22 protein-coding genes and 1 tRNA gene are annotated in these 24,696 nt (G+C 72.4%); 13 read left to right on the top strand and 10 right to left on the bottom strand.

Annotation, left to right across the window (positions count from 1 at the left end):
- Positions 1–132 precede the first annotated feature (132 nt).
- Positions 133–729: a histidine phosphatase family protein gene (locus tag AB0947_RS12955; RefSeq protein ID WP_366750397.1), complete on the top strand. Its 597-nt coding sequence runs from the start codon at positions 133–135 to the stop codon at positions 727–729.
- A gap of 204 nt (positions 730–933) precedes the next feature.
- On the opposite strand, the gene AB0947_RS12960 is transcribed toward AB0947_RS12955, so the two are convergent.
- Positions 934–2,442 carry a hypothetical protein gene (locus AB0947_RS12960; protein WP_366750398.1) on the bottom strand — a complete coding sequence of 503 codons (1,509 nt, stop codon included), beginning with the start codon at positions 2,440–2,442 and terminating at the stop codon, positions 934–936.
- Between the two features lie 266 nt (positions 2,443–2,708).
- Between AB0947_RS12960 and AB0947_RS12965 the strand changes: the two genes are divergently transcribed.
- Together AB0947_RS12965 and AB0947_RS12970 are read left to right on the top strand one after the other, a co-directional pair.
- Positions 2,709–3,116 carry a hypothetical protein gene (locus AB0947_RS12965; RefSeq protein ID WP_366750399.1) on the top strand — a complete coding sequence of 136 codons (408 nt, stop codon included), beginning with the start codon at positions 2,709–2,711 and terminating at the stop codon, positions 3,114–3,116.
- Positions 3,117–3,150: 34 nt separating this feature from the next.
- The gene (locus tag AB0947_RS12970; protein WP_366750400.1) at positions 3,151–4,017 is read left to right on the top strand and encodes a fused MFS/spermidine synthase; all 867 of its coding nucleotides are present in this window, start codon (positions 3,151–3,153) and stop codon (positions 4,015–4,017) included.
- 58 nt (positions 4,018–4,075) lie between these two features.
- Here the strand turns inward: AB0947_RS12970 and AB0947_RS12975 are convergent, their stop codons facing one another.
- Positions 4,076–4,600 (bottom strand): hypothetical protein, encoded by a 525-nt coding sequence (locus AB0947_RS12975; protein WP_366750401.1) that lies wholly within the window; start codon positions 4,598–4,600, stop codon positions 4,076–4,078.
- 99 nt (positions 4,601–4,699) lie between these two features.
- Here AB0947_RS12975 and AB0947_RS12980 point away from each other — a divergent pair, with 99 nt between their 5' ends.
- The 3 genes from AB0947_RS12980 to AB0947_RS12990 all read left to right on the top strand — a co-directional run bounded on the left by AB0947_RS12980 (position 4,700) and on the right by AB0947_RS12990 (position 8,385).
- Entirely contained in the window at positions 4,700–5,416 is a 717-nt protein-coding gene (locus tag AB0947_RS12980; RefSeq protein WP_366750402.1) for a response regulator transcription factor, read from the top strand.
- Positions 5,413–6,816: a HAMP domain-containing sensor histidine kinase gene (locus AB0947_RS12985; protein ID WP_366750403.1), complete on the top strand. Its 1,404-nt coding sequence runs from the start codon at positions 5,413–5,415 to the stop codon at positions 6,814–6,816. Before AB0947_RS12980 ends, AB0947_RS12985 begins: the two co-directional genes overlap by 4 nt.
- Before the next feature lie 111 nt (positions 6,817–6,927).
- A complete protein-coding gene (locus tag AB0947_RS12990) occupies positions 6,928–8,385 on the top strand; it encodes a cellulose binding domain-containing protein (protein WP_366750404.1) in 1,458 nt (485 codons plus the stop codon).
- A gap of 16 nt (positions 8,386–8,401) precedes the next feature.
- Here the strand turns inward: AB0947_RS12990 and AB0947_RS12995 are convergent, their stop codons facing one another.
- Together AB0947_RS12995 and AB0947_RS13000 are read right to left on the bottom strand one after the other, a co-directional pair.
- Complete coding sequence (locus AB0947_RS12995) at positions 8,402–9,829, bottom strand: GH1 family beta-glucosidase (protein WP_366750405.1); 1,428 nt, start codon at positions 9,827–9,829, stop codon at positions 8,402–8,404.
- 184 nt (positions 9,830–10,013) lie between these two features.
- Positions 10,014–11,063 (bottom strand): LacI family DNA-binding transcriptional regulator, encoded by a 1,050-nt coding sequence (locus AB0947_RS13000; protein ID WP_366750406.1) that lies wholly within the window; start codon positions 11,061–11,063, stop codon positions 10,014–10,016.
- A 492-nt stretch (positions 11,064–11,555) separates the two neighbouring features.
- Here AB0947_RS13000 and AB0947_RS13005 point away from each other — a divergent pair, with 492 nt between their 5' ends.
- The 5 genes from AB0947_RS13005 to AB0947_RS13025 all read left to right on the top strand — a co-directional run bounded on the left by AB0947_RS13005 (position 11,556) and on the right by AB0947_RS13025 (position 17,956).
- On the top strand, positions 11,556–12,875 hold the full coding sequence (locus tag AB0947_RS13005) for an extracellular solute-binding protein (protein ID WP_366750407.1): 1,320 nt from the start codon (positions 11,556–11,558) through the stop codon (positions 12,873–12,875).
- Positions 12,876–13,139: 264 nt separating this feature from the next.
- Positions 13,140–14,132, top strand: a complete 993-nt coding sequence (locus AB0947_RS13010; protein ID WP_366750408.1) for a sugar ABC transporter permease — start codon at positions 13,140–13,142, stop codon at positions 14,130–14,132.
- 14 nt (positions 14,133–14,146) lie between these two features.
- A complete protein-coding gene (locus AB0947_RS13015; RefSeq protein WP_366750409.1) occupies positions 14,147–15,067 on the top strand; it encodes a carbohydrate ABC transporter permease in 921 nt (306 codons plus the stop codon).
- Positions 15,068–15,332: 265 nt separating this feature from the next.
- Entirely contained in the window at positions 15,333–16,775 is a 1,443-nt protein-coding gene (locus tag AB0947_RS13020; RefSeq protein ID WP_366750410.1) for a GH1 family beta-glucosidase, read from the top strand.
- Between the two features lie 125 nt (positions 16,776–16,900).
- The gene (locus AB0947_RS13025) at positions 16,901–17,956 is read left to right on the top strand and encodes a LacI family DNA-binding transcriptional regulator (protein ID WP_366750411.1); all 1,056 of its coding nucleotides are present in this window, start codon (positions 16,901–16,903) and stop codon (positions 17,954–17,956) included.
- A 120-nt stretch (positions 17,957–18,076) separates the two neighbouring features.
- Here AB0947_RS13025 and AB0947_RS13030 read toward each other — a convergent pair.
- The 4 genes from AB0947_RS13030 to AB0947_RS13045 form a co-directional block, all read right to left on the bottom strand.
- Positions 18,077–18,149: transfer RNA gene (locus AB0947_RS13030), tRNA-His, on the bottom strand.
- Positions 18,150–18,254: 105 nt separating this feature from the next.
- Positions 18,255–18,857: an oligoribonuclease gene (gene orn / locus AB0947_RS13035; RefSeq protein ID WP_171155958.1), complete on the bottom strand. Its 603-nt coding sequence runs from the start codon at positions 18,855–18,857 to the stop codon at positions 18,255–18,257.
- Positions 18,858–18,966: 109 nt separating this feature from the next.
- Positions 18,967–20,184, bottom strand: coding sequence for a helix-turn-helix domain-containing protein (locus tag AB0947_RS13040; RefSeq protein ID WP_366750412.1), 1,218 nt, complete (start codon positions 20,182–20,184; stop codon positions 18,967–18,969).
- A gap of 378 nt (positions 20,185–20,562) precedes the next feature.
- Entirely contained in the window at positions 20,563–20,832 is a 270-nt protein-coding gene (locus tag AB0947_RS13045) for a hypothetical protein (RefSeq protein WP_366750413.1), read from the bottom strand.
- A gap of 323 nt (positions 20,833–21,155) precedes the next feature.
- On the opposite strand from AB0947_RS13045, the gene AB0947_RS13050 reads away from it, so the two are divergent.
- Both AB0947_RS13050 and AB0947_RS13055 read left to right on the top strand, forming a co-directional pair.
- On the top strand, positions 21,156–21,683 hold the full coding sequence (locus tag AB0947_RS13050) for a universal stress protein (RefSeq protein ID WP_366750414.1): 528 nt from the start codon (positions 21,156–21,158) through the stop codon (positions 21,681–21,683).
- 157 nt (positions 21,684–21,840) lie between these two features.
- Positions 21,841–22,395, top strand: a complete 555-nt coding sequence (locus AB0947_RS13055; protein WP_366750415.1) for a hypothetical protein — start codon at positions 21,841–21,843, stop codon at positions 22,393–22,395.
- A 76-nt stretch (positions 22,396–22,471) separates the two neighbouring features.
- Here the strand turns inward: AB0947_RS13055 and glmS are convergent, their stop codons facing one another.
- Positions 22,472–24,289 (bottom strand): glutamine--fructose-6-phosphate transaminase (isomerizing), encoded by a 1,818-nt coding sequence (gene glmS, locus AB0947_RS13060; protein WP_366750416.1) that lies wholly within the window; start codon positions 24,287–24,289, stop codon positions 22,472–22,474.
- Positions 24,290–24,351: 62 nt separating this feature from the next.
- Positions 24,352–24,609, bottom strand: a complete 258-nt coding sequence (locus AB0947_RS13065) for a hypothetical protein (protein ID WP_171155966.1) — start codon at positions 24,607–24,609, stop codon at positions 24,352–24,354.
- Between the last annotated feature and the right edge of the window lie 87 nt (positions 24,610–24,696).

The raw sequence follows: 24,696 nt of genomic DNA on the forward strand, positions 1-24,696 counted from the left end.
GTGTCAGTGCTCGAAGACGCGGAGATCGCCCGGCGGGTTGCCTGGGAGCGGGGTGCGCGATGATGGAGGGACCGCACCCACCCGTCGTGCGTTCCCCCGTCGTTCATCCGCTTGTTCCTTCGGAGAGACCCCATGGCACCGCGCATTCTGCTGGCCCGGCACGGACAGACGGCATGGTCGCTGTCCGGCAAGCACACCGGCAGGACCGACGTGCCACTGCTGGAGGAGGGGCGGCGCGGGGCCAAGCTGCTCGGCGAGCGGCTGCACCGCCCTCCGCTGGACGGACTGGCGGACGCCGAGGTGCGGACCAGCCCGCTGTCACGCGCGCGCGAGACGTGCGAACTGGCCGGCTTCGGGGACCGTGCCACGATGTGGGACACGCTGATGGAGTGGGACTACGGCGCCTACGAGGGCATGACCCCGGCCGAGATCCAGGCCGTGCGGCCCGGCTGGCTGATCTGGCGCGACGGGGTCCCGGGGGGCGAGACCCTCGCCGACGTCACCGCGCGCGCGGACGAGGTGGTCTCCTGGGCCCGCTCGGCCGACCGGGACGTCCTGGTCTTCGCCCACGGGCACGTCCTGCGGTCGATCGGGGCGCGGTGGCTGGGGCTGCCGCTGGACTTCGCTGCGCGGATACGGCTGAACCCCACGTCGCTGTCGGTACTGGGCTGGGCCTACGGGGAACCGGCCGTCGAGAGCTGGAACGACACGGGGCACCTGGCGGGCTGACGGCGTGCCCGGCGCGGGGGCCGGCCGGGCGGGTGCCGCCGGGCCCCGCCGGTGAGGTGCCCGGGGACGGCGCCGTAGCGGTGTGCGGCTCCGCCGCGTGGGCGCGGCCGCCGTCCGCGTCGACCAGACCGTGACGCCGCGCGCCCCCCGCCGGCTCGCGGACCGGTGACCACGCCGGCCCCCACCCCGCGCCGCACCACCCCGCTACACCCGCCGTGGCACGGACGCGTGGCGGTCCAGGAACTCCGACACTCCCGACGCCCGCCGGTGCGGCAGCAGCACCCGCGCCGTCCCGGCCAGCATCGTCTGGATGCGGGAGGACTGGACCTGGTCCAGCAGCGCCAGCACCCGCAGTCCCGCCTCCGCCGCCTCGTCGGGACGTCCCTCGCGGGCGAGGTCGTCGGCCAGCTCCGCGGTGTACAGCGCGATGTTCCGCGTGAAGTGGGGGTCCTGCAGGCGCGCCGCCCGCCGCGCGTGCCGGGAGGCCCGCCGCCAGTCGCCCAGCGTGGACCAGCACTGCGCTTCCAGTCCCTCCAGCTCGGCCTCCCCGTAGAAGCTCATCCACTCCGGGTCGGCGTCCGAGCGGCCCCGTTCGAACAGGGCGTGCGCCCGGGCCAGCGACTGCGCGCACCCGGTGCGGTCGGCGAGCCCCGCCCAGCCGCCCGCCTCGCGCAGCGCCAGCAGGGACATCAGCCGGTCCGAGCCGAGCGGCCGGGCGGCGCGCTGCGCGGCCTGCGCGGCCCGTACCGCCTCCCGGGGGCGCCCGGCGTCCCGGGCCAGGAACGCGGTGTTGCAGAAGGCGTGCGCCTCCAGCGCCGGATCGCCGGTCATCCGGGCGGTGGCCAGCGCCTCCGCGTAGTGCGAGCGGGCGTCGTCGAAGCGGCCGGAGTCATGGGCCAGCCAGCCGACGGAGATGGCGAGTTCACCGGCGCCCGCGTGCAGCCGGTCGGCGGTGGTCTGCCGGGTCGCGCCGGCGTCGAGCAGCTCGTACGCCGCGCGCAGCGGAGCCGCCGCGCGCCGGTAGAGCCCGTCCGCGCCGTGCCGGTCGTCGAGCACACGGATGCGGCGGACGGCCTCCTCCAGCGCCGCGGCCTCGGAGGTGCCGGCGCGCCGCAGCGGCCGTTCCGCCGCCGTGGCGCCGGTGGTGAGCCCCAGCGGGGCCAGCGTGGCGGCGGCCACGGTGGCGCCTCCGCCGGTCATGAATGCGCGACGCAGCACGTCGCTCTCCTCGTGGTTCAGGGGGTCTTTCGCAAACGGTTCGTGCGGTTCGTACAGCAGGCGCGGTGCACGCGGGCCCCGTTCCCCCGCGTCCCGCGTGTCGCGTGACCCGGGGGCCGCACCGGAGACATACGGCTGCGCGGCCCCGCGGGACTCACCGGGCACCCGCGGCGCGGGGGCCGTCTCCACCGCCGTACGCGCCGCGCGTCCGCGGACGGACGAGCGGGGCGCGAAGCCGAGGTCGGTGAGCGTGCGGCCGGGAAACATGTGCAGGAACACCCGTTCGTACGCGTAGTTGGGGCAGCGGATCTCGCCCGCCTCGACCCTGCCGATGTAGCGCGCGTCACAGCTCACCCGCTCACCGATCTCGCGCGCGGCCCGCCGCACCAGGGCCGCGAACTCCGCCGGTGAGCGCCGGCCGCGCAGCTGCCGGAAGGCGAGGTTCGGCCGTGGTGGCCGTTCGGGCTGGGACGAGGTCACGGTTGACGACGCCATGGCCGGGTCCTCTCGTGCGAACCGTCGAACCACGCCGGGACCCGGTCGGTTCCGGGACGAGTTGCCCGTGTGCCGACCTGGTTCCGGCGGGCATGAACGTACCCGCTGTGCACGACCCGCCACGCGGTGTTTGGCTACAAACCGGATATCTCATGCACTATCTGCCATGAAGTGCCATCCTTTGCGGCGCACTTGTGCCGTTGCCGTTGACGGGTCCGCGCGTTGGACTCCATGGACCGCAACAGGGCTGTGTGGTGGAGGCCGGCATGGAGACCATCCAGAGCAACGATCCTTGTACGTCGCCGTCGTCCGCGTGCGGGGGAGGTGACGCGAGATGCGACCTCGTCACGGTACCGACCCGCCAGGGGCTGGAGGCGGTCGACATCCTGCGGCGGGGCGCGGCGGACGCGGTCGGGCCCGTGCTGCACGACGACGGCTGCGGCACCCTGGGCTTCCTGGTGCCGGCCGGTACGGCCGCCGGCTGGGACGTGCCGGGCAGCACCTGCACCGAGACCGACGGCCGCGGGCTGCGGCTGAACCCCGAGCCGCCGGTGGAGGGCTCCGACTGGCTGCTGCCGCCCGGCGAGGCGGACCTCGCCACCGACCCGGCGGTCCTGCGCCGGGCCCTCGGCGAGGCGGCCCGCCTGATCGAGGCGGCCGACAACTGCCGGTGACGCGCCTGCCCCCGGCGGCTGCGAAAATGGGGGGATGGGCAGGTCGAGGAACACACGGCGCGGGTCGGCCGCGGCAGCGGTCGAGGAGCCGGTCGACGGCGGGCTCGCCCAGCTCGTCCCCGACCCGGACCGCGCGCGGGCCTGGACGCTGCTGATCGACGGCGCGCCCCAGTCGCACGTCGACCTGGACGACCCGGCGTACCTGTCCTTCGAGTACCAGCGCCGCCTCGGCCACGTCATCGACCTCGCCGCCCCGCCCGGCAAGCCCGTGCACGCCGTCCACCTCGGCGGCGGCGCGCTCACCCTCGCCCGGTACGTCGCCGCGACCCGGCCCCGCTCCACCCAGCAGGTCGTGGAGCGGGACGAGAGCCTGGTGCGACTCGTCCGCCGGGAGCTGCCGCTGGACCCGGGCGCGCGCATCCGGGTGCGGGCCACCGACGCGCGCGCGGGGCTCGCCAAGGTGCCGGACGGCTGGGCCGACCTGGTCGTCGCCGATGTCTTCAGCGGCGCCCGCACCCCCGCCCACCTCACCTCGACCGAGTTCCTGGACGAGGTCAGGCGCGCCCTGAAGCCCTCCGGTGTCTACACGGCCAACCTCGCCGACGGCCCTCCGCTCGCGCACCTGCGCGGCCAGATCGCCACCGCCGCCGCCCGGTTTGCCGAACTCGCGCTGATCGCCGACGCGGCCGTGCTGCGCGGCAAGCGCTTCGGCAACGCGGTCCTGGTCGCCTCCGGCCTCCCGCTGCCGCTCGCCGAACTCACTCGCCGCGCCGCCTCCGACCCGCACCCCGGCCGGGTCGAACACGGCAGGCAGCTCACCGACTTCACCGGAGGCGCGGTGCCCGTGACGGACGAGGCCGCGGTGGCCTCCCCGGCACCACCGCCCTCGGTGTTCCGCTAGAAACCCGGCAGGCGGCACCGTGCACGCCGCCCCCCAGCCCCGACCACGCTCAGGCGGGTCAGTACGTGCCGACCTCGACCCGCGGCGGTCCGTCGTGCCAGGTGCAGAACACCGACACGCGGTCCGCGCCCCGGCCGAACTCCACGCGGATCCAGCTCTCCGTCTTCCACACCTGTATCGACCAGCCCGTCGCCGGGGTCGCCGACACCAGCGCGGCGTCGGCCGCCCGCAGGTCGAACACCGCCCGGCCGCCGTCGGTGTCGTAGGACCTGACCCGGCCGGACGCGGTGGCGGTCGCGGTGGGGGACGGGGGCGGGGACGGGGTGCGGGCCGGCGTGCGCGCGGGCGCGGGCGTCGCCGTCGGCCGGACCGGCCGCTCGCGGGACGGGGCCGGCGACGCGGAGGGCGACCCGGACGCGGACTTCGCGTCCTGGGAGTCCGCGTCGGCGGCCGTGACCGCAAGCGCGCGCGGCGGGTCGTACGCCGTCCCCGCCATCACCGTGTGGACACCCCACCACGACAGCGTGACCGCCGCTCCGGTCGCGAGCAGCCACGCCAGTACGTGTACGAGTCCTCTGCGCATCGCGGGCCATACTGCCCCAGGGACACCGCCGTTCGCACATGCCCCGAGTTGTCCACAGGCGACCGGCCGGTGTCGTCCGCATGGCGTACGGTGCGGCGCATGGCAAGTGTGCTCGTGGTCGAGGACGACCAGTTCGTACGCTCGGCGCTCATCCGGCACCTGACCGACGCCGCACACACCGTGCGCAGCGTCGGTACGGCGCTGGAGGCGCTGCGCGAGGTCGCCCATTTCCGCTTCGACCTGGTCATCCTGGACCTCGGACTGCCCGACCTGGACGGCTCCGAGGCCCTGAAGATGCTGCGCGGCATCACCGACGTGCCCGTCATCATCGCCACCGCCCGGGACGACGAGACGGAGATCGTCCGGCTGCTGAACGCCGGGGCGGACGACTACCTGACCAAACCGTTCTCCGTCGAACACCTCTCCGCCCGGATCGCCGCCGTGCTGCGCCGGGCCCGTGCCGGCGGCGGCGAGGCCCCGCCCCCGGCCGTGCTCCGCGTCGGCGGCCTGACCGTCGACCCGCTGCGCCGGCAGGCCGAGCTGGACGGGGCCCGGCTCGACCTCACCCGCCGCGAGTTCGACCTGCTGGCCTTCCTGGCCGGGCGGCCGGGCGTCGTCGTCCCGCGCAGGGAACTCCTCGCCGAGGTCTGGCAGCAGTCCTACGGCGACGACCAGACCATCGACGTCCACCTGTCCTGGCTGCGCCGCAAACTGGGGGAGACGGCCGCCCGGCCGCGCTACCTGCACACGCTGCGGGGCGTCGGGGTGAAGCTCGAACCGCCCTTTGACGGGCAGGCCGGGCGGGCCCCGCGATGAGATGGGCCCTGGTCAAGGTCTGCCTCGCGGTCACCACGATGGTCGTGGTCGCCTTCGCCGTGCCGCTCGGCCTGGTCGTCAAGGAGATGGCCCGCGACCGCGCGTTCTCCAATGCCGAGCGGGAGGCCGCGGCGGTCGCGCCCGCGCTGTCCATCACCACCGACCGGGACCAGCTGGAGCGGGTGGTGGCCTCGGCCGGCGCCGACTCCGGGCTGGCGGTCCACCTGCCTGCCGAGGGCGGCCGGCCCGCGCTCGACCTCGGCCGCCGGCGCGCGGAGGGACGCGACATCGAGGCCGTACGACGACTCGGCCGCGCCTCCACCACCACCGTGCCCGGCGGCTCCACCCTGCTCCAGCCGGTCGCGCTCGGCTCCGGGGCGATAGCCGTGGTCGAGGTGTACGTCCCCGAGTCCGAGGTGACCCACGGCGTCGGCACGGCCTGGGCGGTGCTCGCGGCCGTCGGCCTCGCGCTGATCGTCGGCTCGGTCGCGGTCGCCGACCGGCTCGGGGTGCGCATGGTGCGGCCCGCGCGGCGGCTCGTCGAGGGCGCGCACGAGCTGGGCGACGGCAAGCTGGGCGCCCGGGTGCCCGAGGACGGTCCGACCGAACTCCGGCTGGCCGCCGTCGCGTTCAACTCCATGGCCGACCAGGTCGTCCAGCTCCTCGCCAACGAACGGGAACTGGCCGCCGACCTCTCGCACCGGCTGCGCACCCCGCTCACCGTCCTCCGGCTGAACGCGGCCTCCCTCGGTGCCGGGCCCGCCGCCGAGCAGACCCGGGAGGCCGTCGCCCAGCTGGAGCGCGAGGTCGACACCATCATCCGGACGGCCCGCGAGGCCAAGCCGCAGACGGCCGCCGTCGGACCCGGCGCGGGCTGTGACGCGGCCGAAGTGGTCCGCGAACGCATGGGGTTCTGGTCCGCGCTGGCGGAGGACGAGGGCCGCAAGTGGCGGGTGGCCGGCGTCGACCGGCCGGTGCGCGTACCCGTGGCCCGCGCCGACCTGGCCGCCGCGCTCGACGCCCTGCTGGGCAACGTCTTCCGGCACACCGCCGAGGGCACCGCCTTCGCGGTCGACGTGCACAACGGCGAGGACGCGGTGATCGTGCTCGTCTCCGACGCGGGCCCCGGCATAGCCGACCCCCGGGCGGCGATGGCCCGCGGCCGGGGCTCCGGGCACACCGGCTCGACCGGCCTGGGCCTGGACATCGTCCGCCGGCTCGCCGAGTCCACCGGCGGTGACGTCCGCATCGGCTCCTCGGTGCTGGGCGGCACCGAGGTGCGGATCTGGTTCCAGCTGGACGCGCGGAAGCCGGGGGGACGCAGACAGCGGAGCGCCGTGCGAAGACGCCGACCGGGCAAATCGGTCGCTGCCTTTAACCGTTCCCGATCGCTGCCTTAAGCGAACCCTAAGGCCGGCGACGGGCGCCCCGAACAAGCGGATTGTCCCTTTCCTGATCGCTAGCGTGCTGCCGCACCCCACCCCGTGGACAGCGAAGGCAGGCACACCCGCATGAGCACGCACCGGCGCAGGATCAGTGGCAGGAACAAGGCGATAGGCGGCCTGGTGGCCGCGGCCGTGATCGGCGGCGGAGCGGTCCTGCTCACCGGCACCGCCAACGCGGCCGGGGTGAACGCCGCGTACACCAGGACCAGTGACTGGTCCACGGGCTACACCGCCCAGTACGTCGTCACCAACAACACCGGCCAGACCGAGAAGACCTGGACGCTGGAGTTCGACCTGCCGGCGGGCGCCAAGCTCGGCTCCCTGTGGAACGGCGAGTCCAGCGTCAGCGGTCAGCACGTCACGGTGAAGCCCGCCACCTGGGACACCGACGGCCTGGCCCCCGGGAAGTCGGTGACCGTCGGCTTCGTGGTCAACGGCAGCGGCGACCCGTCCGGTTGCCGCATCGACGACGCGCGGTGTTCCGCGGACGGCGGAGCGACCCCCGAGCCGAGCGGCCGGCCGACGCAGCCCACCCAGTCGCCGACCACGGTCCCCACCTCCACGCCCACCTCGACCCCCACCGCGAGCGCGACCCCCACCCCCACCGGCGGCACCGGATCCGGTACCACCGCGTCCGCCGGCTTCGCCCCCTACGTCGACACCAGCCTCTACCCGGCCTTCGACCTCCTCGGCGCCGCCGACGCGACCGGCGTGAAGACCTACAACCTCGCCTTCCTCACCGACGGCGGCGGCTGCACCCCCAAGTGGGGCGGGGTCACGGACCTCACCGGTGACGCCGTGGCCGCGCAGATCGGCGCGCTGCGCGCCAAGGGCGGTGACGTCCGGGTCTCCTTCGGCGGCGCCTCCGGCTCCGAGCTGGCCACCACCTGCTCCTCCGCGGACGCGCTGGCGGCGGCCTACGGCAAGGCGGTCGACGCGTTCAGACTGACCAAGGTCGACTTCGACGTCGAGGGCGGCGCGCTGCCCGACACCGCCGCCAACACCCGGCGAGCCCAGGCCATCGCCAAGCTCCAGGCGCAGCACCCCGGCCTGGACGTCTCCTTCACCCTCCCGGTGATGCCCGAGGGCCTCACCCAGGACGGCGTGAACCTCCTCGCCAACGCCAGGTCCAACGGCGTGAGGATCAACACCGTCAACATCATGGCGATGGACTACGGCGCCTCGTACAGCGGCGACATGGGCACCTACGCCGAGCAGGCCGCGACCGCCACCCAGGCCCAGGTCAAGAGCGTGCTGGGACTGTCCGACTCCGCCGCCTGGAAGGCCGTCGCCGTCACCCCGATGATCGGCGTCAACGACGTCTCCTCCGAGGTGTTCAAGGTCGACGACGCCACCCAGCTGGTGAACTTCGCCCGCTCCAAGGGGCTCGGCTGGCTGTCGATGTGGTCGGCGACCCGCGACAAGCAGTGCGCCGGCGGCACCAAGCCCACCGCCGACGCCACGTGCAGCTCCGTCACCCAGGAACCGTTCGCCTTCTCCAAGGCGTTCGGGGCGTACAAGTAGTCGCGCCGCCCCCCTTTCAGGCCCCCGCGCGCACCGGCGGCAGCACCCTCGTCCGCGCCGCCTCCCCGTACCACCGCGCGCTCGACTTCGGCGTCCGCTCCAGCGTGGCGTAGTCCACGTAGACCGCGCCGAACCGCTTGCCGTACCCGTACGCCCACTCGAAGTTGTCCAGCAGGGACCACAGGTAGTAGCCGCGCACATCGGCGCCGTCGGCGATGGCGCGGCGCACCTCCGCGAGGTGGGCGTGCAGGTAGGCGATGCGCTCGGGGTCGTGCACCCGGCCGTCGGGGCCGGGCTTGTCATCGTAGGCCGCGCCGTTCTCGGTGATGTGGAGGGGCAGGCCGGGCGCCTCGCGCGTGTAGCGCATGAGCAGGTCGTACAGGCCCGTCGGGTCGATCGTCCAGCCCATCTCCGTGCGGTCGCCGGGGGTCTGGTGGAAGAGGACGTCGTCGGCGGCCGGCCAGGGCGAGTGGTCGCTGGAGCCGTGGCCGTCCGCCCGGGGGCCCTCGGCCCCGCCGGACGCGGCCGAGACCAGCGTCGGGGTGTAGTAGTTCAGGCCGAGCGCGTCCAGCGGGGCGTTGATCGTACGGACGTCGCCGTCCAGGACGTGCGACCAGTCGGTCACCGAGCGCGTGGCCTCCAGCAGCGACGACGGGTACGCCCCGTGCAGGATCGGCCCGTGGAAGACGCCGTTGGCCAGGTCGTCGATCCGGCGGGCCGCGGCGAGGTCGGCCGGGTCCTGGGAAAGGGGCCGGACGACCGAGGAGTTGAGGCTGATCGCGATCCGGTTGCCGGCCGGCATCGCCGTGCGCAGGGCGGAAACGGCCAGCCCGTGCCCCAGGTTGAGGTGGTGGGCCGCGCGCAGCGAGGCCGCCGGGTCGGTCCGGCCGGGGGCGTGCACCCCGGAGGCGTAGCCCAGGAAGGCGCTGCACCAGGGCTCGTTGAGGGTGATCCACTGCTCCACCCGGTCGCCCAGCGCCTCGCCGACGAACCGGGCGTACTCGGCGAACCGGAACGCGGTGTCGCGGTGCGGCCAGCCGCCCGCGTCCTCCAGCTCCTGCGGCAGGTCCCAGTGGTAGAGGGTGAGCGCCGGGGTGATGCCCCGGGCCAGCAGCTCGTCGACCAGCCGGCGGTAGAAGTCCAGGCCCCGCTGGACCACCGGCCCCCGGCCCGTCGGCTGCACCCGGGACCAGGAGACGGAGAAGCGGTACGCGGTCAGGCCCAGCTCCGCCATGAGCGCGACGTCGTCGCGGTAGCGGTGGTAGTGGTCGACGGCGATGTCCCCGGTCTCGCCGCCGGCCGTCCTGCCCGGCGTGTGGCTGAAGGTGTCCCAGATCGAGGGGGTGCGGCCGTCCTCCCGCACCGCCCCCTCGATCTGGTACGCCGAGGTCGCGGCGCCGAAGAGGAAGGCGGGAGGAAAGGCCACGGTCGTCGGTTCGGGCATGAGGGCTCTCCCCTGGGTCGAGTGCACGCATTATGCATGGGAGCGCTCCCACGACGAAAGGGGTCGGGCTCGATCGACATGCCGGCGGCGGCACCCGGACCGACGCGCGTGTTCGCGGGCCGACGCCCGCTCCTCGGGCCACCCCGCCTCAGGTTGCCCCCGAGCCGCCGCCCCCGAGCCCCCCTCAAGCCGACGCCCGTACCACCAGTTCCGTCGGGAGTACCACTTCCCGCCGGCCGGTGCCGCGGTGGGTGATCTCCTCCAGCAGGAGGCTCGCCATCGTGCGGCCCATCTCCTCCAGCGGCTGGCGGACGCTGGTCAGCGGGGGGTCGATGTGCCGGGCCACGATCGAGTCGTCGAAGCCGATCAGCGCCACGTCGTGCGGCACCCGGCGCCCCGCCGCGCGCAGTTCCAGCACCGCGCCGGAGGCCATCACGTCGGAGGCGGCGAAGACGGCGTCCAGGTCCGGGTGCCGGCGCAGCAGTTCCCGCATGGCCACGCGCCCGCCCTCCTCGGTGAAGTCGCCCGCCGCGATGAGGTCGTCCGCGGCGGCGACCCCGGCCTCGCGCAGCGCCTCCCGGTAGCCCTCCAGCCGCGCCCGCGCCACGTCCATGTCCAGCGGACCGGTGATCGTGCCGATGGACCGGCGGCCGCCCGCCAGCAGATGCCGGACGGCGAGCCGGGCGCCGCCCCGGTTGTCCGCGCGGACATGGCCGAGCCGCTCGCGGTCGCTGCGCCGCCCGGCCAGCACGGTCGGCACGGCCAGTTCCTCCAGCCGGTCGGGCAGGGTGTCGTCCCCGTGGACCGCCATCATCAGGACGCCGTCCACCCGATGGGCGGCCAGGTAGGCGGCGAGCCGGCCGTGCTCCTTCTCGTGGCCCGTGAGCACCAGCAGCAACTGCATCCCGGCACCGGCGAGTCCGGTGGAGACGCCCCGGATGATCCCGGAGAAGTACGGTTCGGAGAAGAGCCGGTTCCCGGCGTCGGGCACGACCAGCGCGACCGTGTCCGTGCGCCGGGTTGCCAGGGAGCGGGCGGCGCGGTTGGGGACGTAGCCGAGTTCCGCGATGGCCTGTTCCACGGCCGCCCGGGAGCGCGCGCTGACCTTCGGGGAGCCGTTGATCACCCGCGAGACCGTGCCGCGGCCCACGCCGGCGCGTGCGGCCACGGCGTTCAGGGTCGGGCGCCGGACGTCCGCGGTCCTGTGCGGCTGCGGCTGTTCGGCAGGGCTCATCGTTCACCTTCCGGTGGTCCGGTGCGGGGGAGCTTCATTCTGACCCAGGGATTCCGGCAACCGGTCCGGGCGCGGGCGCAGTTGGCCGCATGCGGCGATCGTCCCGCCCGTGACCTGCTCCGACGTCGTGGGCAACGCCCGGATGACGGGCTGGTTGCGTCCCGGCGCACGACACGTTCACGTGACGCGCTGAACACGCTTACGCAACAAGGGCGTCTTCAAGACTTGACACCCGGCCTGGCACCAACGAGTCTTCCGGCATGCCGCGTGGGAGCGGTCCCACAGGGCGACCGGGGCTCTCTTCCGTTCGGATCGAACCACTCATGGCCTTCCCCTCTACCTTGCATGGCGCACCTTTGACCAGCACCTTTCCATCGCACTACGTGTGCTGTTGGCTAGCCGCTGCTCGAACCGAGAGGGCAGGTCCGGACCGCCGTGTCCGGCGGTCCGATTCCTGAGGTCCCGTTGCCCACTGGAACAAGGAGTAGTGGAATGCGCATCACCCGTACCGGCGGTGGTCACGGCCGCAGAACGGCGACACTGGCCACGACGGTCCTGACGGCCTCCGCGCTGCTGCTGACCGGTTGCAGCAGTGACGACGACTCGGACAGCTCGGACGCCAACGGGAAGATCACCCTCAAGGTGGCCGACTTCGGGCAGTTCGGCTACAAGGAGGCCGGGCTGTTCGCCAAGTACCACGAGCTGCACCCGAACATCACGGTCCAGGAAGAGACCACCGCCAACGAGCAGGACTACTACCCGAAGCTCCTTCAGCAGCTGAACACCGGCAGCGGCCTCGCGGACGTCACGGGCATCGAAGTCGGGCGCATCAAGGAGGTCGTGGACACCCAGTCGGGCAAGTTCGCCGACCTCAGCAAGACGATCAACGTGAGCGACTGGGTGTCCTGGAAGGAGAAGCAGGCCACCGCCAAGGACGGCACGGTGATCGGCGCCGGTACCGACATCGGCCCCATGTCCCTGTGCTACCGCAAGGACCTCTTCCAGAAGGCGGGCCTGGCCAGCGACCGCGAGGCCGTCGCCAAGGCCGTCGCCGGCGGCTGGGAGGACTACCTCAAGCTCGGCGAGCAGTACAAGAAGAAGGCGCCCTCGGGCACTTACTTCATGGACTCCGCGTCCGCCATGTACAACGCGGTCGTCAGCTCTTCCTCCAAGCAGTACTACGACACCGACGGCAAGCCGGTCTACAAGGACAGCCCGTCCGTGCAGCAGGGCTGGAACCTGGCCGCCGAGGCCGCCGACAAGAAGCTGACCCAGGGCCTGCCGCAGTTCACCGACGCCTGGACCGCGGCGCTCCGCAAGGGCACCGTGGCCACCGTGGCCTGCCCCGCCTGGATGGCCGCCCAGATCTCCGTCAACTCCGGCGACTCCTTCAAGGGCAAGTGGGACATCTCCCGCGCCCCCGGCTCGACCGCGGCCAACTGGGGCGGCTCCTTCCTCGCCGTCCCGAAGGGCGGCAAGCACGTCAAGGAGGCCACCGAGCTCGTCAAGTGGCTGACCGCCCCGGAGCAGCAGGCCGCGGTGTTCAAGGCGATCGGCGTCTTCCCGTCCAACAAGGGCGCCTACGAGCTGGCCGACGTGAAGAACGCCAAGCTGCCGTACTTCAGTGACGCTCCCATCGGCCAGATCTACGCCGAGGAGGCCAAGTCCATCCCCGAGGCGGTGCTCGGCGCGAAGGACGGCGTGATCAAGGACACGATCTCCAACCAGATCAACAACATGGAGAAGCGGGGCACCAAGCCCGCCGACGCGTGGAAGGCCGCTACCGACTCGATCGACAAGGCGCTCGGCTAGCCGTACCGGGTGCGGGGGCCCACCGGGTGCCCGCACCCACACGCGCTCGACGACGTGAGCGGTGCCCGACGGCGGGCGCCGCCCACGGCACCACCCGGCGGGACCCGGCAGCCGACGGCCGGGCTCCGCCTCACACGCACGTCAGGCCGCGGCGTGGGCCGTCCGCCACCGTACCGATCCGCGCGGGGAGGGGCGGACCGACCCCGGTCCCCGAACGCGCTTCCCGCCCCACCCGGCCGAGACCTCCAGGGAAGGACTCCCTCCGTGGCAACGACAACCCCCGCCCGGGGCGCCTACACCCCGCCGCCCGGCGGCACAGGTGCCGCGTCGAACGGACGCGGCACCTGGCGCAGCCGGCTGTGGCGCTTCGACGACAAGGCCTCGCCGTACGCCTACATAGCCCCCTTCTTCCTGATCTTCGGCGCCTTCGGGCTCTACCCACTGCTGTACACGGGCTGGATCGCCCTGCACCGCGTGGAGATGACGAGCCTGGACCAGTCCCAGTGGGTCGGCTGGGACAACTTCGCCAGGATCCTCCAGGACTCCGAGTTCTGGACGGCCGTCACCAACACCTTCGTCATCGGTGTCATCTCCACCGTCCCGCAGCTGCTCGTGGCGCTGGGCCTGGCCCACCTGCTCAACTACAAGCTGCGCGCCAGCACCTTCTGGCGCACCGTCATCCTCACCCCGTACGCCACCTCGGTGGCCACCGCGGCCCTGGTCTTCGCGCTGGTCTTCCGCGCCGACGGCGGCATCCTCAACTGGGTGCTGCACTTCTTCGGCGCCGGCAACATCGACTGGGCCGACGGGGAGTGGACCTCCAAGATCGCCATCTCGGTCATCATCATCTGGCGGTGGACCGGCTACAACGCCCTGATCTACCTGGCGGCCATGCAGGCGGTCCCCACCGACCTGTACGAGGCCGCCTCGATCGACGGAGCGAGCCGGTGGCAGCAGTTCCGCAAGGTGACCATCCCCTCGCTGCGGCCCACGATCCTGTTCACCATCGTGATCTCGACCATCGGCTCGATGCAGTTGTTCGGTGAGCCGCTGCTGCTCCAGGGCGGCACCCTCGGCTCGATCGGCGGCAGCGAGCACCAGTACGAGACGCTCAGCATCTACCTCTTCAACTACGGCTGGAAGCTGGGCCATCTGGGTCCGGCGGCGGCCGTGGCCTGGGCCATGCTCGTCCTGCTGCTGCTCATCGCCCTGATCAACTGGATCGTCGGCCGGTTCATGCGCAAGAGCGCGGCCTGACGGGAGCGACATCGATGACCACGACCAGTCCCACCACGACCGCGCCGGACCTCGGCCCGGCACCGCTTCCCACCGAGCCCGGCAAGGGCCGCGCCCGCTTCAGGATAGGAGCCGGCCAGCAGCTCAGGGGCGGTCCGTTCACCTACGTCGCCCTCGTCGTCGTCGGCCTCGGATCGATCTTCCCGCTGTACTGGACCCTGGTGGCCGCCTCGCACGACCAGCAGCGGGTCCTGGACACCCCGCCGCCGCTCGTGCCGGGCGGCAAACTGTGGCACAACCTCCAGGCGGCCTGGGACCAGGCCCACCTGGGCAAGGCCATCGTCAACAGCGTCATCGTGGCCGGCTGCATCACCGTCGCCACCCTGTTCTTCTGCACCCTCGCCGGCTACGCCTTCGCCAAGATGCGCTTCCGTGGCCGTGGCGTGCTGATGACCGCGGTGATCGCCACGCTGACGATCCCGCCCCAGCTCAGCGTCGTCCCGCTGTTCATGATGATGTCCGACATCGGGTGGGGCGGAAAGCTGGAGTCGGTGATCTTCCCGACCCTGGTCGGCGCCTTCGGCGTCTTCTTCATGCGCCAGTACCTGATCGAGGCCCTGCCGTACGAGCTGATCGAAGCGGCCAAGGTCGACGGGGCGAGCAACATCCGCATCGTGTGGAGCGTGGTGCTGCCCGTGGCCCGGCCCGCGATGATGGTGCTGGGCATGCTCACCTTCGTCCAGGCGTGGAACGACTTCTTCTGGCCCTTCCTCGCGCTGAACCAGGAGAACCCCACCATCCAGGTGGCGCTCGGCCAGCTCAGCGCCTCCTACACCCCCGACCAGAGCATCGTCATGGCCGGTGCGCTGATCAGCACCCTGCCGCTGCTGCTTGTCTTCGTCGTCTTCGGCAAGCAGATCGTCGGAGGGATCATGGCGGGCGCCGTCAAGGGCTGAGCCCAGCCGGTGCCGCGGGGCCGGCCGCCACGGCGCCGGCCCCGCCCCCCGAGGCCGGCGCGCGCCGCGTCCCGTCGGCCCGCCGCCGTGTCCGGTCCGGTACCGCCCGCACAGGCCGCCCCGCAGCGGGCCGTACCGGACCGGGCGCCACCCGAACCGCGCCCCGCCCGCGCACCCCGCCCTCCCTCCACCCCCCTTATTACTCCCGCACCGCCGGACCGCCGTCCGTCGTCCGTTTCTCACCCCCTTTGGGAGCGTTCTCACCATGACCGCCGTACGACCCGAGACCACGGCCCAGCCGGCCGCGGACACCTCCTTCCCGACCGGCTTCGTCTGGGGTGCCGCCACCGCCGCCTACCAGGTGGAGGGCGCCGCCGCCGAGGACGGCCGCACCCCCTCCATCTGGGACACCTTCAGCCACACCCCCGGCAAGGTGCGCAACGGCGACACCGGTGACATCGCCGCCGACCACTACCACCGGTACCGCGACGACGTCGCCCTGATGAAGGAACTCGGCCTCAAGGCCTACCGCTTCTCCGTCTCCTGGTCCCGGGTGCAGCCCACCGGCCGCGGACCCGCCGTCGAGCGCGGCCTGGACTTCTACCGCCGCCTCACCGACGAGCTCCTGGAGGCGGGCATCACGCCCGTCGCCACCCTCTACCACTGGGACCTGCCGCAGGAGCTGGAGGACGTCGGCGGCTGGCCGCACCGCGACACCGCCCACCGCTTCGCGGACTACGCCGACATCATGGCCCGGGCCCTCGGCGACCGGGTCGGCGTGTGGACCACCCTCAACGAACCGTGGTGCTCGGCGTTCCTCGGCTACGGTTCCGGCGTGCACGCGCCGGGGCGGACCGACCCGGCCGCCACCCTGCGCGCCGCGCACCACCTGAACCTGGCCCACGGCAAGGCCGTCGGCGCGCTGCGCGCCGTCCTGCCGGCGTCCGCGCAGACCTCCATCACCCTGAACCTGCACCAGGTGCGCCCGCTCACCGACAGCCCCGGGGACGCCGAGGCCGCGCGCCGCATCGACGCGGTCGGCAACCGGATCTTCACCGGCCCCCTCCTGGACGGCGCCTACCCCGAGGACCTGCTGGCCGACACCGCGCACCTGGTCGACTGGGCAGAGCTGGTGCACGACGGGGACCTGACGGAGATCTCCCGGCCGATCGACGTCCTCGGCGTCAACTACTACTCGCCGACCGTGGTCTCCCTGCCCGCCGACGGCTCCGCCGGCACCCGCAACGACGGCCACGGCGCCAGCGACCACTCCCCGTGGACCGGCTCCGAGCACGTCGCCTTCCACCTCGCCAACGACGACCTGACCGCGATGAACTGGGCCATCGACGCGAGCGGTCTGCACACCCTGCTGACCGGACTGGCTGCCTCGCACCCGCGGCTGCCGCTGATGGTCACCGAGAACGGCGCCGCCTTCGACGACTACGTCTCCCCGGAGGGACGGGTCAACGACCCGCAGCGGATCGCCTACCTCCACTCCCACCTGGAGGCCGTCCGCCGCGCCATCGCCGACGGCGCCGACGTGCGCGGCTACTTCCTGTGGTCGCTGCTGGACAACTTCGAGTGGTCCTACGGCTATTCGAAGCGTTTCGGCGCCGTCTACGTCGACTACGCCACCCAGCGCCGCATCCCCAAGGCCAGCGCCCACTGGTACGCCGGCGTGATCCGCGACAACGCCCTGCCCGCCTGACCCACGCCCGCGGCGGCACGGCCGGGAGGCACCGGCCGTGCCCGCGGCCGCGGACGGAAGGGAAGCGCCCCGGTCACGGCTGTTACATTCCTGGCCTGAACGGCGGTGAACGGAAGGCGGCGACCATGGCAGGCAACGGTGGGAGAGGCCGGGGCGGCCGGCGGCCGACCCTGGAAGAGGTCGCCGCCCGGGCCGGGGTCGGGCGGGGCACCGTCTCCCGGGTGATCAACGGCTCGCCCCGGGTCAGCGACGCCACCCGCGCCGCGGTGGAGGCGGCCGTCGCCGAACTCGGCTACGTGCCCAACACCGCCGCCCGCGCCCTCGCGGCCAACCGCACCGACGCCATCGCGCTGGTCGTCCCCGAACCGGAGACCCGGTTCTTCGCCGAGCCGTACTTCTCCGACATGCTGCGCGGGGTCGGCGCCGAACTCTCCGACACCGAGATGCAGTTGCTGCTGATCTTCGCCGGCAGCGACCGCGAGCGGCAGCGCCTGGCCCAGTACCTGGCGGCCCACCGCGTCGACGGGGTGCTGCTGGTCTCCGTCCACGCCGACGACCCGCTCCCGGACCTGCTCGCCCAGCTGGAGATCCCGGCCGTGATCAGCGGCCCCCGCTCGGCGGCCGAGCCGCTCCCCTCCGTGGACTCCGACAACTACGGCGGCGCCCGCTCGGCGGTGGAGCACCTGCTGGGCCGGGGCCGCCGCCGGATCGCGCACATCACCGGCCGCCTGGACGTCTACGGCGCCCAGCGCCGCGTCGACGGCTACCGCGACGCCCTGCGCGACGCGGGCCACCCGGTGGACGAACTCCTCATCGCGCCGGGTGACTTCACCGACGAGGGAGGCCGCCGGGCGATGACGACCCTGCTGTCCCGCCACCCCGACCTGGACGCCGTCTTCGCCGGCTCGGACGTGATGGCGGCCGGCGCCCGGCAGGTGCTCCGCGAGGCGGGCCGCCGCATCCCCGACGACGTCGCGCTGGTCGGGTACGACGACTCCGCCATCGCCCGGCACATGGACCCGCCGCTCACCAGCGTCCGCCAGCCCATCGAGGAGATGGGCCGCGCGATGATCGACCTCCTCCTCACGGAGATCGCCGACCGCCGCCCGGCGGCGTCCCGTGGCGCCGACCGCCGGCAGGCGGTGCTGTCGACGGAACTGATGGTCCGCGCGTCGTCGTGACGTCCCCCGCCGGCCGGTGACCCACGCCCCGGCCCGTGCGGGACGTCGGCGCGCGGGGCACCCGGACAACGAAACAGCCGGTGACCCGTCTCACGACGGCGTCACCGGCTGATTACTCAGGGTGAGTGACGGGACTCGAACCCGCGACATCCTGGACCACAACCAGGTGCTCTACCAGCTGAGCTACACCCACCACGACCGGCTGTCCGAGGAGTGCTCTCCCCGACCGGCCGAGAAGAAGTCTACAGGGTCGGAAGGGGTGCTCGCGCACACGTTTTCGCGCGGTCCCCGGTGGCGGCTACCGGGCGGGCAGGACGTGCTTGGCGGCGATCGCCTTGGCGGTGTCGGAGTCCGGCCCGGGCTGCGGCACGAAGATGGCCTCGCGGTAGTAGCGCAGCTCGGCGATCGACTCGCGGATGTCGGCGAGGGCCCGGTGGTTGCCGTTCTTCTCCGGGCTGTTGAAGTACGCCCGCGGGTACCAGCGGCGGGCCAGCTCCTTGACCGAGGAGACGTCGACGATGCGGTAGTGGAGGTAGTCCTCCAGCGTCGGCATGTCCCGCAGGAGGAAGCCGCGGTCGGTGCCCACCGAGTTGCCGCACAGCGGGGCCTTGCCGGGCTCCTTCACGTGCTCCCGGACGTAGGCGAGGACCTGCGCCTCGGCGTCCTCCAGGGTCGTGCCGCCCTCCAGCTCGGCGAGCAGCCCGGACGCGGTGTGCATCTGACGCACCACCTCCGGCATCGTCTCCAGCGCCCGGTCCGGCGGGCGGATGACGATGTCCACCCCCTCGCCGAGTACGTTCAGCTCGGAGTCGGTGACGAGGGCGGCCACCTCGATGAGAGCGTCGTCGGACAGCGAGAGGCCGGTCATCTCGCAGTCGATCCACACCATGCGATCGTTCATGCGACCACCCTAAAGCGGGCCTCGGCTTTTGCGTGCCCCCGTGCTCCGCGGGAAGTGGCGGGAGGGACGTCAGGGGGACGGGATGCTCCCGTCCCCCTGACAGTCGCGCTCAGTTACCGCTGCGCGGCCCCGGCAGCAGGCCCACCGCGCCCGCCGTGGCGCGGCGGCTCTGCAGGGGCACCCCGCTGTCGCGGTGCTCGTGCAGCAGGGGGGCCGGGCCGACCGGGCCGGGGCCGGACAGGCCCGCGGGCGCGCCCTGCTGGCCGGCCGGCGGTACGGCCGCCTCCGCGTCACCCGGCTTGTCGCCCTGCGGCCTGCGGGCGCGGTAGGCGGCCCGGTAGGCGGCGGGGGACGAGCCGAGCTGGCGGCGGAAGTGCCCGCGCAGGGCCACCGGCGAGCGGAACCCGCACCGGCCCGCCACCTCGTCCACGGAGTAGTCGGAGGTCTCCAGCAGACGCTGGGCCTGGAGCACGCGCTGTGTGATCAGCCACTGCAGCGGCGCGCTGCCCGTCAGCGAGCGGAACCGGCGGTCGAACGTACGGCGGCTCATGTAGGCGCGTGCCGCCAGCGTCTCCACGTCGAACTGCTCGTGGAGGTGTTCCAGTGCCCAGGCGACGACCTCGGCGAGCGGGTCGGCGCCGATCTCCTCCGGTAAAGATCGGTCGAGGTAGCGTTCCTGGCCGCCCGACCGGCGCGGCGGGACCACCAGGCGCCGGGCGAGCGCGCCGGCCGCCTCGTTGCCGTGGTCCGTCCGCACGATGTGCAGACAGAGATCGATTCCGGCCGCCGTGCCCGCGCTCGTCAGTACGTCGCCGTCGTCGACGAACAGCTCGCGTGGATCGACGTGCACCGACGGGTAGCGCTTGGCCAGCGTCGGCGCGTACATCCAGTGCGTGGTCGCCGGGCGGCCGTCCAGCAGTCCGGCCGCCGCGAGCACGAACGCGCCCGTGCACAGCCCGACGATGCGGGCGCCCTCCTCGTGTGCGCGGCGCAGCGCGTCCAGTGCTTCCTCCGGCGGCGGCGAGGTGATCGAACGCCAGGCCGGTACGACGACCGTCCCGGCGCGTGAGATCGCCTCCAGCCCATGCGGCGCGGTGAGTTCCAGGCCCCCTGTGGTCCGCAGCGGGCCCTCCTCGCCGGCACACACCAGAAGGCGGTAGCGCGGCACGCCGGCGTCCTGGCGGTCGATCCCGAACACCGACAGCGGAATGGAACTCTCGAAGATGGGGCCGCCGCTGAACAGCAGCACCGCGACGATCTCCTTGCGGCGTCGCCCGGACAGTTTCCGGGCTGCGGCGTCCGGCGAGGCAGTGGAGTCGTGGCTCATACTGCTAAGCCCCCCTCGGTGGTCGCGGCTCCTCGGTTGTGTCGCTCCTGCACGTTTCCCCTCGGTCCTGCACGAGTCCCCCGCCGTAAGACAGTCAAGATCGAATCTACTGGCTCCCGCGGTCGTGCGGTGACCAGTTCCACACGCGGCACATTGTCGACATGACAACTTGGCGTGAAGCATTCGATCACGAAGCGTTGCACTCGCGAGGCGCGCAGGGAAGTGCGCCTTGTGGCAGTGGCCAAACCGCGTAGGGTGCGCAGCGGTCCGTAGACCCTTTCCGTGCAGGTGGAACGGGGGTTGGGGGGTGGTTCGGGCCCCTCCTGGGCGATATCCAGAAGTTGGCTGAAAACCAGCGTTCCTAGGTATGGAAACAGGTCAGTCGACCGGTGTCTGCTCCCGGGTGTGACGTCCGCCTCTTTGCGCGGCGCAACGCTCGGCACAGCGCTCGGAGCGGCGCAGCAGCACCCGGCAGGCCGCCGTGACGGCGGCGAGGCCCAGCGCGGTGCCCGTGGCGCCGGCCAGCGAGGTGCCGTACCAGAGCAGGACCACGGGCACGAGCACGCAGCTGAAGGCGGCCCAGCGGATCACATCGTTCGCGCTGTCCGGTGCGGGGCGCGGGTCGCGGCGGGGTCGGGCTGCGGGCATCTCGTACTCCCTGTGGCGGTGGCTCACCCCGGTTCAACGTCCGTCCGACCGGTCGGTCACCGAACGCGCATCTGTGAACGCTGTGCAAACCGCCTGTACGGGGCAGCAACCATTGCGTTACGGGCGCGGCTCGTGCATGCTCCGGTGAACCCCGGCGGACGTCGGGGACCGCTCACGGAGCGTGCGCGGGATCTGGGCTCAGGAGGCTTGCCGCCGTACCCTTGGGGGTATGGGCTTGGGAAGATGTTTCCCGGACACAGCTCCGCAGCACGCTTCCGCAGCACACTGTCCCACCCATAAAGGATCACAACGCCGAGACAGCCATGGCCGGTCACGAATTCTCCGAACCCGCGGACCGCAAGCGGCCGGTCGCCGACCCCACGGCGGCCGATCCCCAGGCGGCGGCCGAGTCACGCCCCTCCTGCGACCCCGCCTTCCGGCACGGAGTCGTCGTCGGCTTCGACGGCTCCACCTCCAGTGAGCGCGCCCTCGCCTACGCGATCGGCATGGCCCACCGCTCCCGTTCCGGCCTGATCATCGTGCACGTCGCCAACCGGCTGCCCACCACGGTGTGGGCCGGCTGTGAGCCGCCCGTCTTCGTGGACGTGCCGGACCACCGCACGGAGGTGCTGGGGCTGGAGCTGGCCTGCGCGGACTATCTGGCCGAGGTCCCGTGGATCCTGGTCGAGCGGGGCGGGGACATCTGCCACGAACTGGAGGAGGTCGGCCGCGAGTACGAGGCCGACGCGATCGTGGTCGGCTCCACGCACGGCATCGTCGGCCGGATCTTCGGCTCGGTCGCGGGGCGGCTCGCCAAGCGGGCCCAGCGGCCCGTGATCGTCATTCCCTGACGTCCCCCCGACGTCCCCCTCGCATCCCCTGACGTCTCACGCTTCGTCAACTCCCTTTGTGCAGCGGGAAACTACTCGTGCGTAGAGGTGGTTTGTGCCCTTGTGAAGGGCATATACCGGTCACCGCACAACTGCACATGCATGAAGGGAGCCCGCCGTGGACAATGACGTCTCCGCGGGAATCGTGAGCACCACCGTGGCCGGCCGACTGGCCCTGGCGATCACCTTGCTGGCGTTCGGACTCGGTACGACCGGTGTCATCGACGGCGTGGGTGCCTCCGACGCCGTGACCGTGGCCCACTACGTGGGCGGGGTCGCCCTCTTCCTCGTCGGCCTGCTGGCCCTGCGCGACGGCGCCTTCGGCGCGGGGTACGCCGCCCTCGGCGCCCTGTGGTTCACCTGGGCCGTGTCCGACCCCGGCTCGGCCGACGCGGCCGGACTCCTGCTGCTGCTGTTCGCCCTGGTCGCCCTCACGCTGACCGTCGCCGGCGGGGACACCCTCGGTCAGCTCACGCACGGGCTGCTGTTCCTGGCGATGGTGGTGCTGGCCGTGGCGGCCTTCGCCGACAGCTCCGCCCTCGCGAAGGTGGGGGGATGGGTGGCCGTCGTCTCGGGGGCGGTGGCCTGGTACGCGGCGACGGCGGCGCTCGCCCACTGGCCGACGGCCCTCCCGGGACGTGCTGCGGGCCGGGGGGTGACGGCCGCCGGCTGAGACGAGCAGCACGGAGAGGACCCCCACGTGAGAGGTGGCCACGTGGGGGTCCGTCCTGTCCGGTCCGTCCTGTCCGCTACTCCACCGTCACCGACTTGGCGAGGTTGCGGGGCTTGTCGATGTCCCGGCCCAGGGCCTTCGCCGTGTGGTACGCCAGGAGCTGGAGGGGGATGCCCATCAGGATCGGGTCCAGCTCGTCCTCGTTCTTCGGGACGAGGATCGTCTGGTCCGCCTTCTCCTGGTGCTGGTGGGCCACCGCCAGGATCTTGCCCTCACGGGCCTTGATCTCCTCCAGGGCCGCGCGGTTCTTCTCCAGCAGGTCGTCGTCGGGGACGATCGCGACCGTGGGCAGGGCCGGCTCGATGAGGGCCAGCGGGCCGTGCTTCAGCTCGGAGGCGGGGTAGGCCTCGGCGTGGATGTAGGAGACCTCCTTGAGCTTCAGGGAGGCCTCGCGGGCCACCGGGTAGCCCCGGACGCGGCCGATGAAGAGCATCGAGCGGGCGTCGGCGTAGCTCTCCGCCAGCTTCTTGATCTCCTCCTCCTGCTCCAGGATCTCGGTGATCTGCTGCGGCAGCCTGCGCAGGCCCTCGATGATCCGCTTGCCGTCGCGGACCGAGAGGTCGCGGGTGCGGCCGAGGTGCAGGGCGAGCAGCGCGAAGGCGACCGTGGTGTTGGTGAAGCACTTCGTGGAGACCACGCAGACCTCGGGGCCCGCGTGCACGTAGATGCCGCCGTCGGCCTCGCGGGCGATCGCGGAGCCGACGACGTTGACCACGCCGAGGACCCGCGCGCCCTTGCGCTTGAGCTCCTGCACGGCGGCCAGCACGTCGTACGTCTCACCGGACTGCGAGACCGCGATGTACAGGGTGTCGGGGTCGACGACCGCGTTGCGGTAGCGGAATTCGGAGGCGGGCTCGGCGTCGGCGGGGATGCGGGCCAGCTCCTCGATCATCTGGGCGCCGATCATGCCCGCGTGGTACGAGGTGCCGCAGCCGAGGATCTTCACGCGGCGGATCTGCCGGGCCTCGCGGGCGTCCAGGTTGAGGCCGCCGAGGTGCACGGTGGAGAACCGGTCGTCGATGCGGCCGCGCAGCACGCGGTCGACCGCCTCGGCCTGCTCGTGGATCTCCTTGTGCATGTAGGTGTCGTGGCCGCCCATGTCGTAGGAGGCCGCCTCCCACTCCACGGTGGTCGGCTCGGCCGAGGTGCGGGTGCCCTCGGTGGTGTACGTGCGGAAGTCGTCGGCCTTGAGGGTGGCCATCTCGCCGTCGTCCAGCGTCACTATCTGCCGGGTGTGGGCGACCAGGGCGGCGATGTCCGACGCGACGAACATCTCCTTCTCGCCGATGCCGAGGACGACCGGGGAGCCGTTGCGGGCCACCACGATGCGGTCGGAGAAGTCGGCGTGCATGACCGCGATGCCGTACGTGCCCTCGACCACCCGCAGGGCCTCGCGGACCTTGTCCTCCAGCTTCTCGGCCTGAGAGCGGGCGATCAGGTGGGTGAGGACCTCGGTGTCGGTCTCGGAGAGGAACTCGACGCCGTCGGCCTCCAGCTTGCGGCGCAGGTCGGCGGCGTTGTCGATGATGCCGTTGTGGACGACGGCGACCTTGTTGTCGGCCGACATGTGCGGGTGGGCGTTCACGTCGGACGGGGCGCCGTGGGTGGCCCAGCGGGTGTGGGCGATGCCGGTGGTGCCCTTGAAGCGCGCCGGGACCTTGGCCTCCAGGTCGCGCACCCGGCCCTTGGCCTTGACCATCTTCAGGCCGGGCGTCTTCGGGGAGGTGACGACGACGCCCGCGGAGTCGTAGCCGCGGTACTCCAGGCGCTGGAGGCCCTCCAGGAGGAGGGGGGCGACGTCACGCTTGCCGATGTATCCGACAATTCCGCACATGTATAGAGGTATCCCTTGGCTGTCGCTGGGCCGGGCTGCCGCCGGCCGGGTTCCGGCTGGTTTCAGCCGTAGACCATGCGGCGCAGCTGCCTGAGCGTCAGCTCCGGCGGCGCCACCGCCCGGTACTTCAGGTCCGCCCCGATCCGTTCGAAGATCTCCGCGTTCACCAGGCCCTGGGCCTGGAGTTCGCGGTGGCGGCGGCGGACGAACTCCTGGATCGTCTCGTCGAAGTAGGCGAGCACGTCCTGGACCACGCGCAGCGCCTCGCCCCGGCTGAGGGGCGTGGACCGCGTCAGGTGATCGAGAAGTTCGTCGTGCACCCGGTAGATCCTGGAGTACCGACGCCTGTTTCGCAAGAATCGTGCCCGATTCCGGGCAAGCGGCTGTTGAAACTCTTATGGGGCTCT

The organism is Streptomyces sp. NPDC047841 (genome assembly GCF_040704085.1).
Classification (GTDB): Bacteria; Actinomycetota; Actinomycetes; order Streptomycetales; family Streptomycetaceae; genus Streptomyces; species Streptomyces argyrophylli.

Coding starts and splice junctions, on each gene's coding strand:
- AB0947_RS12955 (WP_366750397.1), top strand. CDS start 133: ATGGCACCGCGCATTCTGCTGGCCCGGCACGGACAGACGGCATGGTCG.
- AB0947_RS12960 (WP_366750398.1), bottom strand. CDS start 2,442: ATGGCGTCGTCAACCGTGACCTCGTCCCAGCCCGAACGGCCACCACGG.
- AB0947_RS12965 (WP_366750399.1), top strand. CDS start 2,709: ATGGAGACCATCCAGAGCAACGATCCTTGTACGTCGCCGTCGTCCGCG.
- AB0947_RS12970 (WP_366750400.1), top strand. CDS start 3,151: ATGGGCAGGTCGAGGAACACACGGCGCGGGTCGGCCGCGGCAGCGGTC.
- AB0947_RS12975 (WP_366750401.1), bottom strand. CDS start 4,600: ATGCGCAGAGGACTCGTACACGTACTGGCGTGGCTGCTCGCGACCGGA.
- AB0947_RS12980 (WP_366750402.1), top strand. CDS start 4,700: ATGGCAAGTGTGCTCGTGGTCGAGGACGACCAGTTCGTACGCTCGGCG.
- AB0947_RS12985 (WP_366750403.1), top strand. CDS start 5,413: ATGAGATGGGCCCTGGTCAAGGTCTGCCTCGCGGTCACCACGATGGTC.
- AB0947_RS12990 (WP_366750404.1), top strand. CDS start 6,928: ATGAGCACGCACCGGCGCAGGATCAGTGGCAGGAACAAGGCGATAGGC.
- AB0947_RS12995 (WP_366750405.1), bottom strand. CDS start 9,829: ATGCCCGAACCGACGACCGTGGCCTTTCCTCCCGCCTTCCTCTTCGGC.
- AB0947_RS13000 (WP_366750406.1), bottom strand. CDS start 11,063: ATGAGCCCTGCCGAACAGCCGCAGCCGCACAGGACCGCGGACGTCCGG.
- AB0947_RS13005 (WP_366750407.1), top strand. CDS start 11,556: ATGCGCATCACCCGTACCGGCGGTGGTCACGGCCGCAGAACGGCGACA.
- AB0947_RS13015 (WP_366750409.1), top strand. CDS start 14,147: ATGACCACGACCAGTCCCACCACGACCGCGCCGGACCTCGGCCCGGCA.
- AB0947_RS13020 (WP_366750410.1), top strand. CDS start 15,333: ATGACCGCCGTACGACCCGAGACCACGGCCCAGCCGGCCGCGGACACC.
- AB0947_RS13025 (WP_366750411.1), top strand. CDS start 16,901: ATGGCAGGCAACGGTGGGAGAGGCCGGGGCGGCCGGCGGCCGACCCTG.
- orn (WP_171155958.1), bottom strand. CDS start 18,857: ATGAACGATCGCATGGTGTGGATCGACTGCGAGATGACCGGCCTCTCG.
- AB0947_RS13040 (WP_366750412.1), bottom strand. CDS start 20,184: ATGAGCCACGACTCCACTGCCTCGCCGGACGCCGCAGCCCGGAAACTG.
- AB0947_RS13045 (WP_366750413.1), bottom strand. CDS start 20,832: ATGCCCGCAGCCCGACCCCGCCGCGACCCGCGCCCCGCACCGGACAGC.
- AB0947_RS13050 (WP_366750414.1), top strand. CDS start 21,156: ATGGCCGGTCACGAATTCTCCGAACCCGCGGACCGCAAGCGGCCGGTC.
- glmS (WP_366750416.1), bottom strand. CDS start 24,289: ATGTGCGGAATTGTCGGATACATCGGCAAGCGTGACGTCGCCCCCCTC.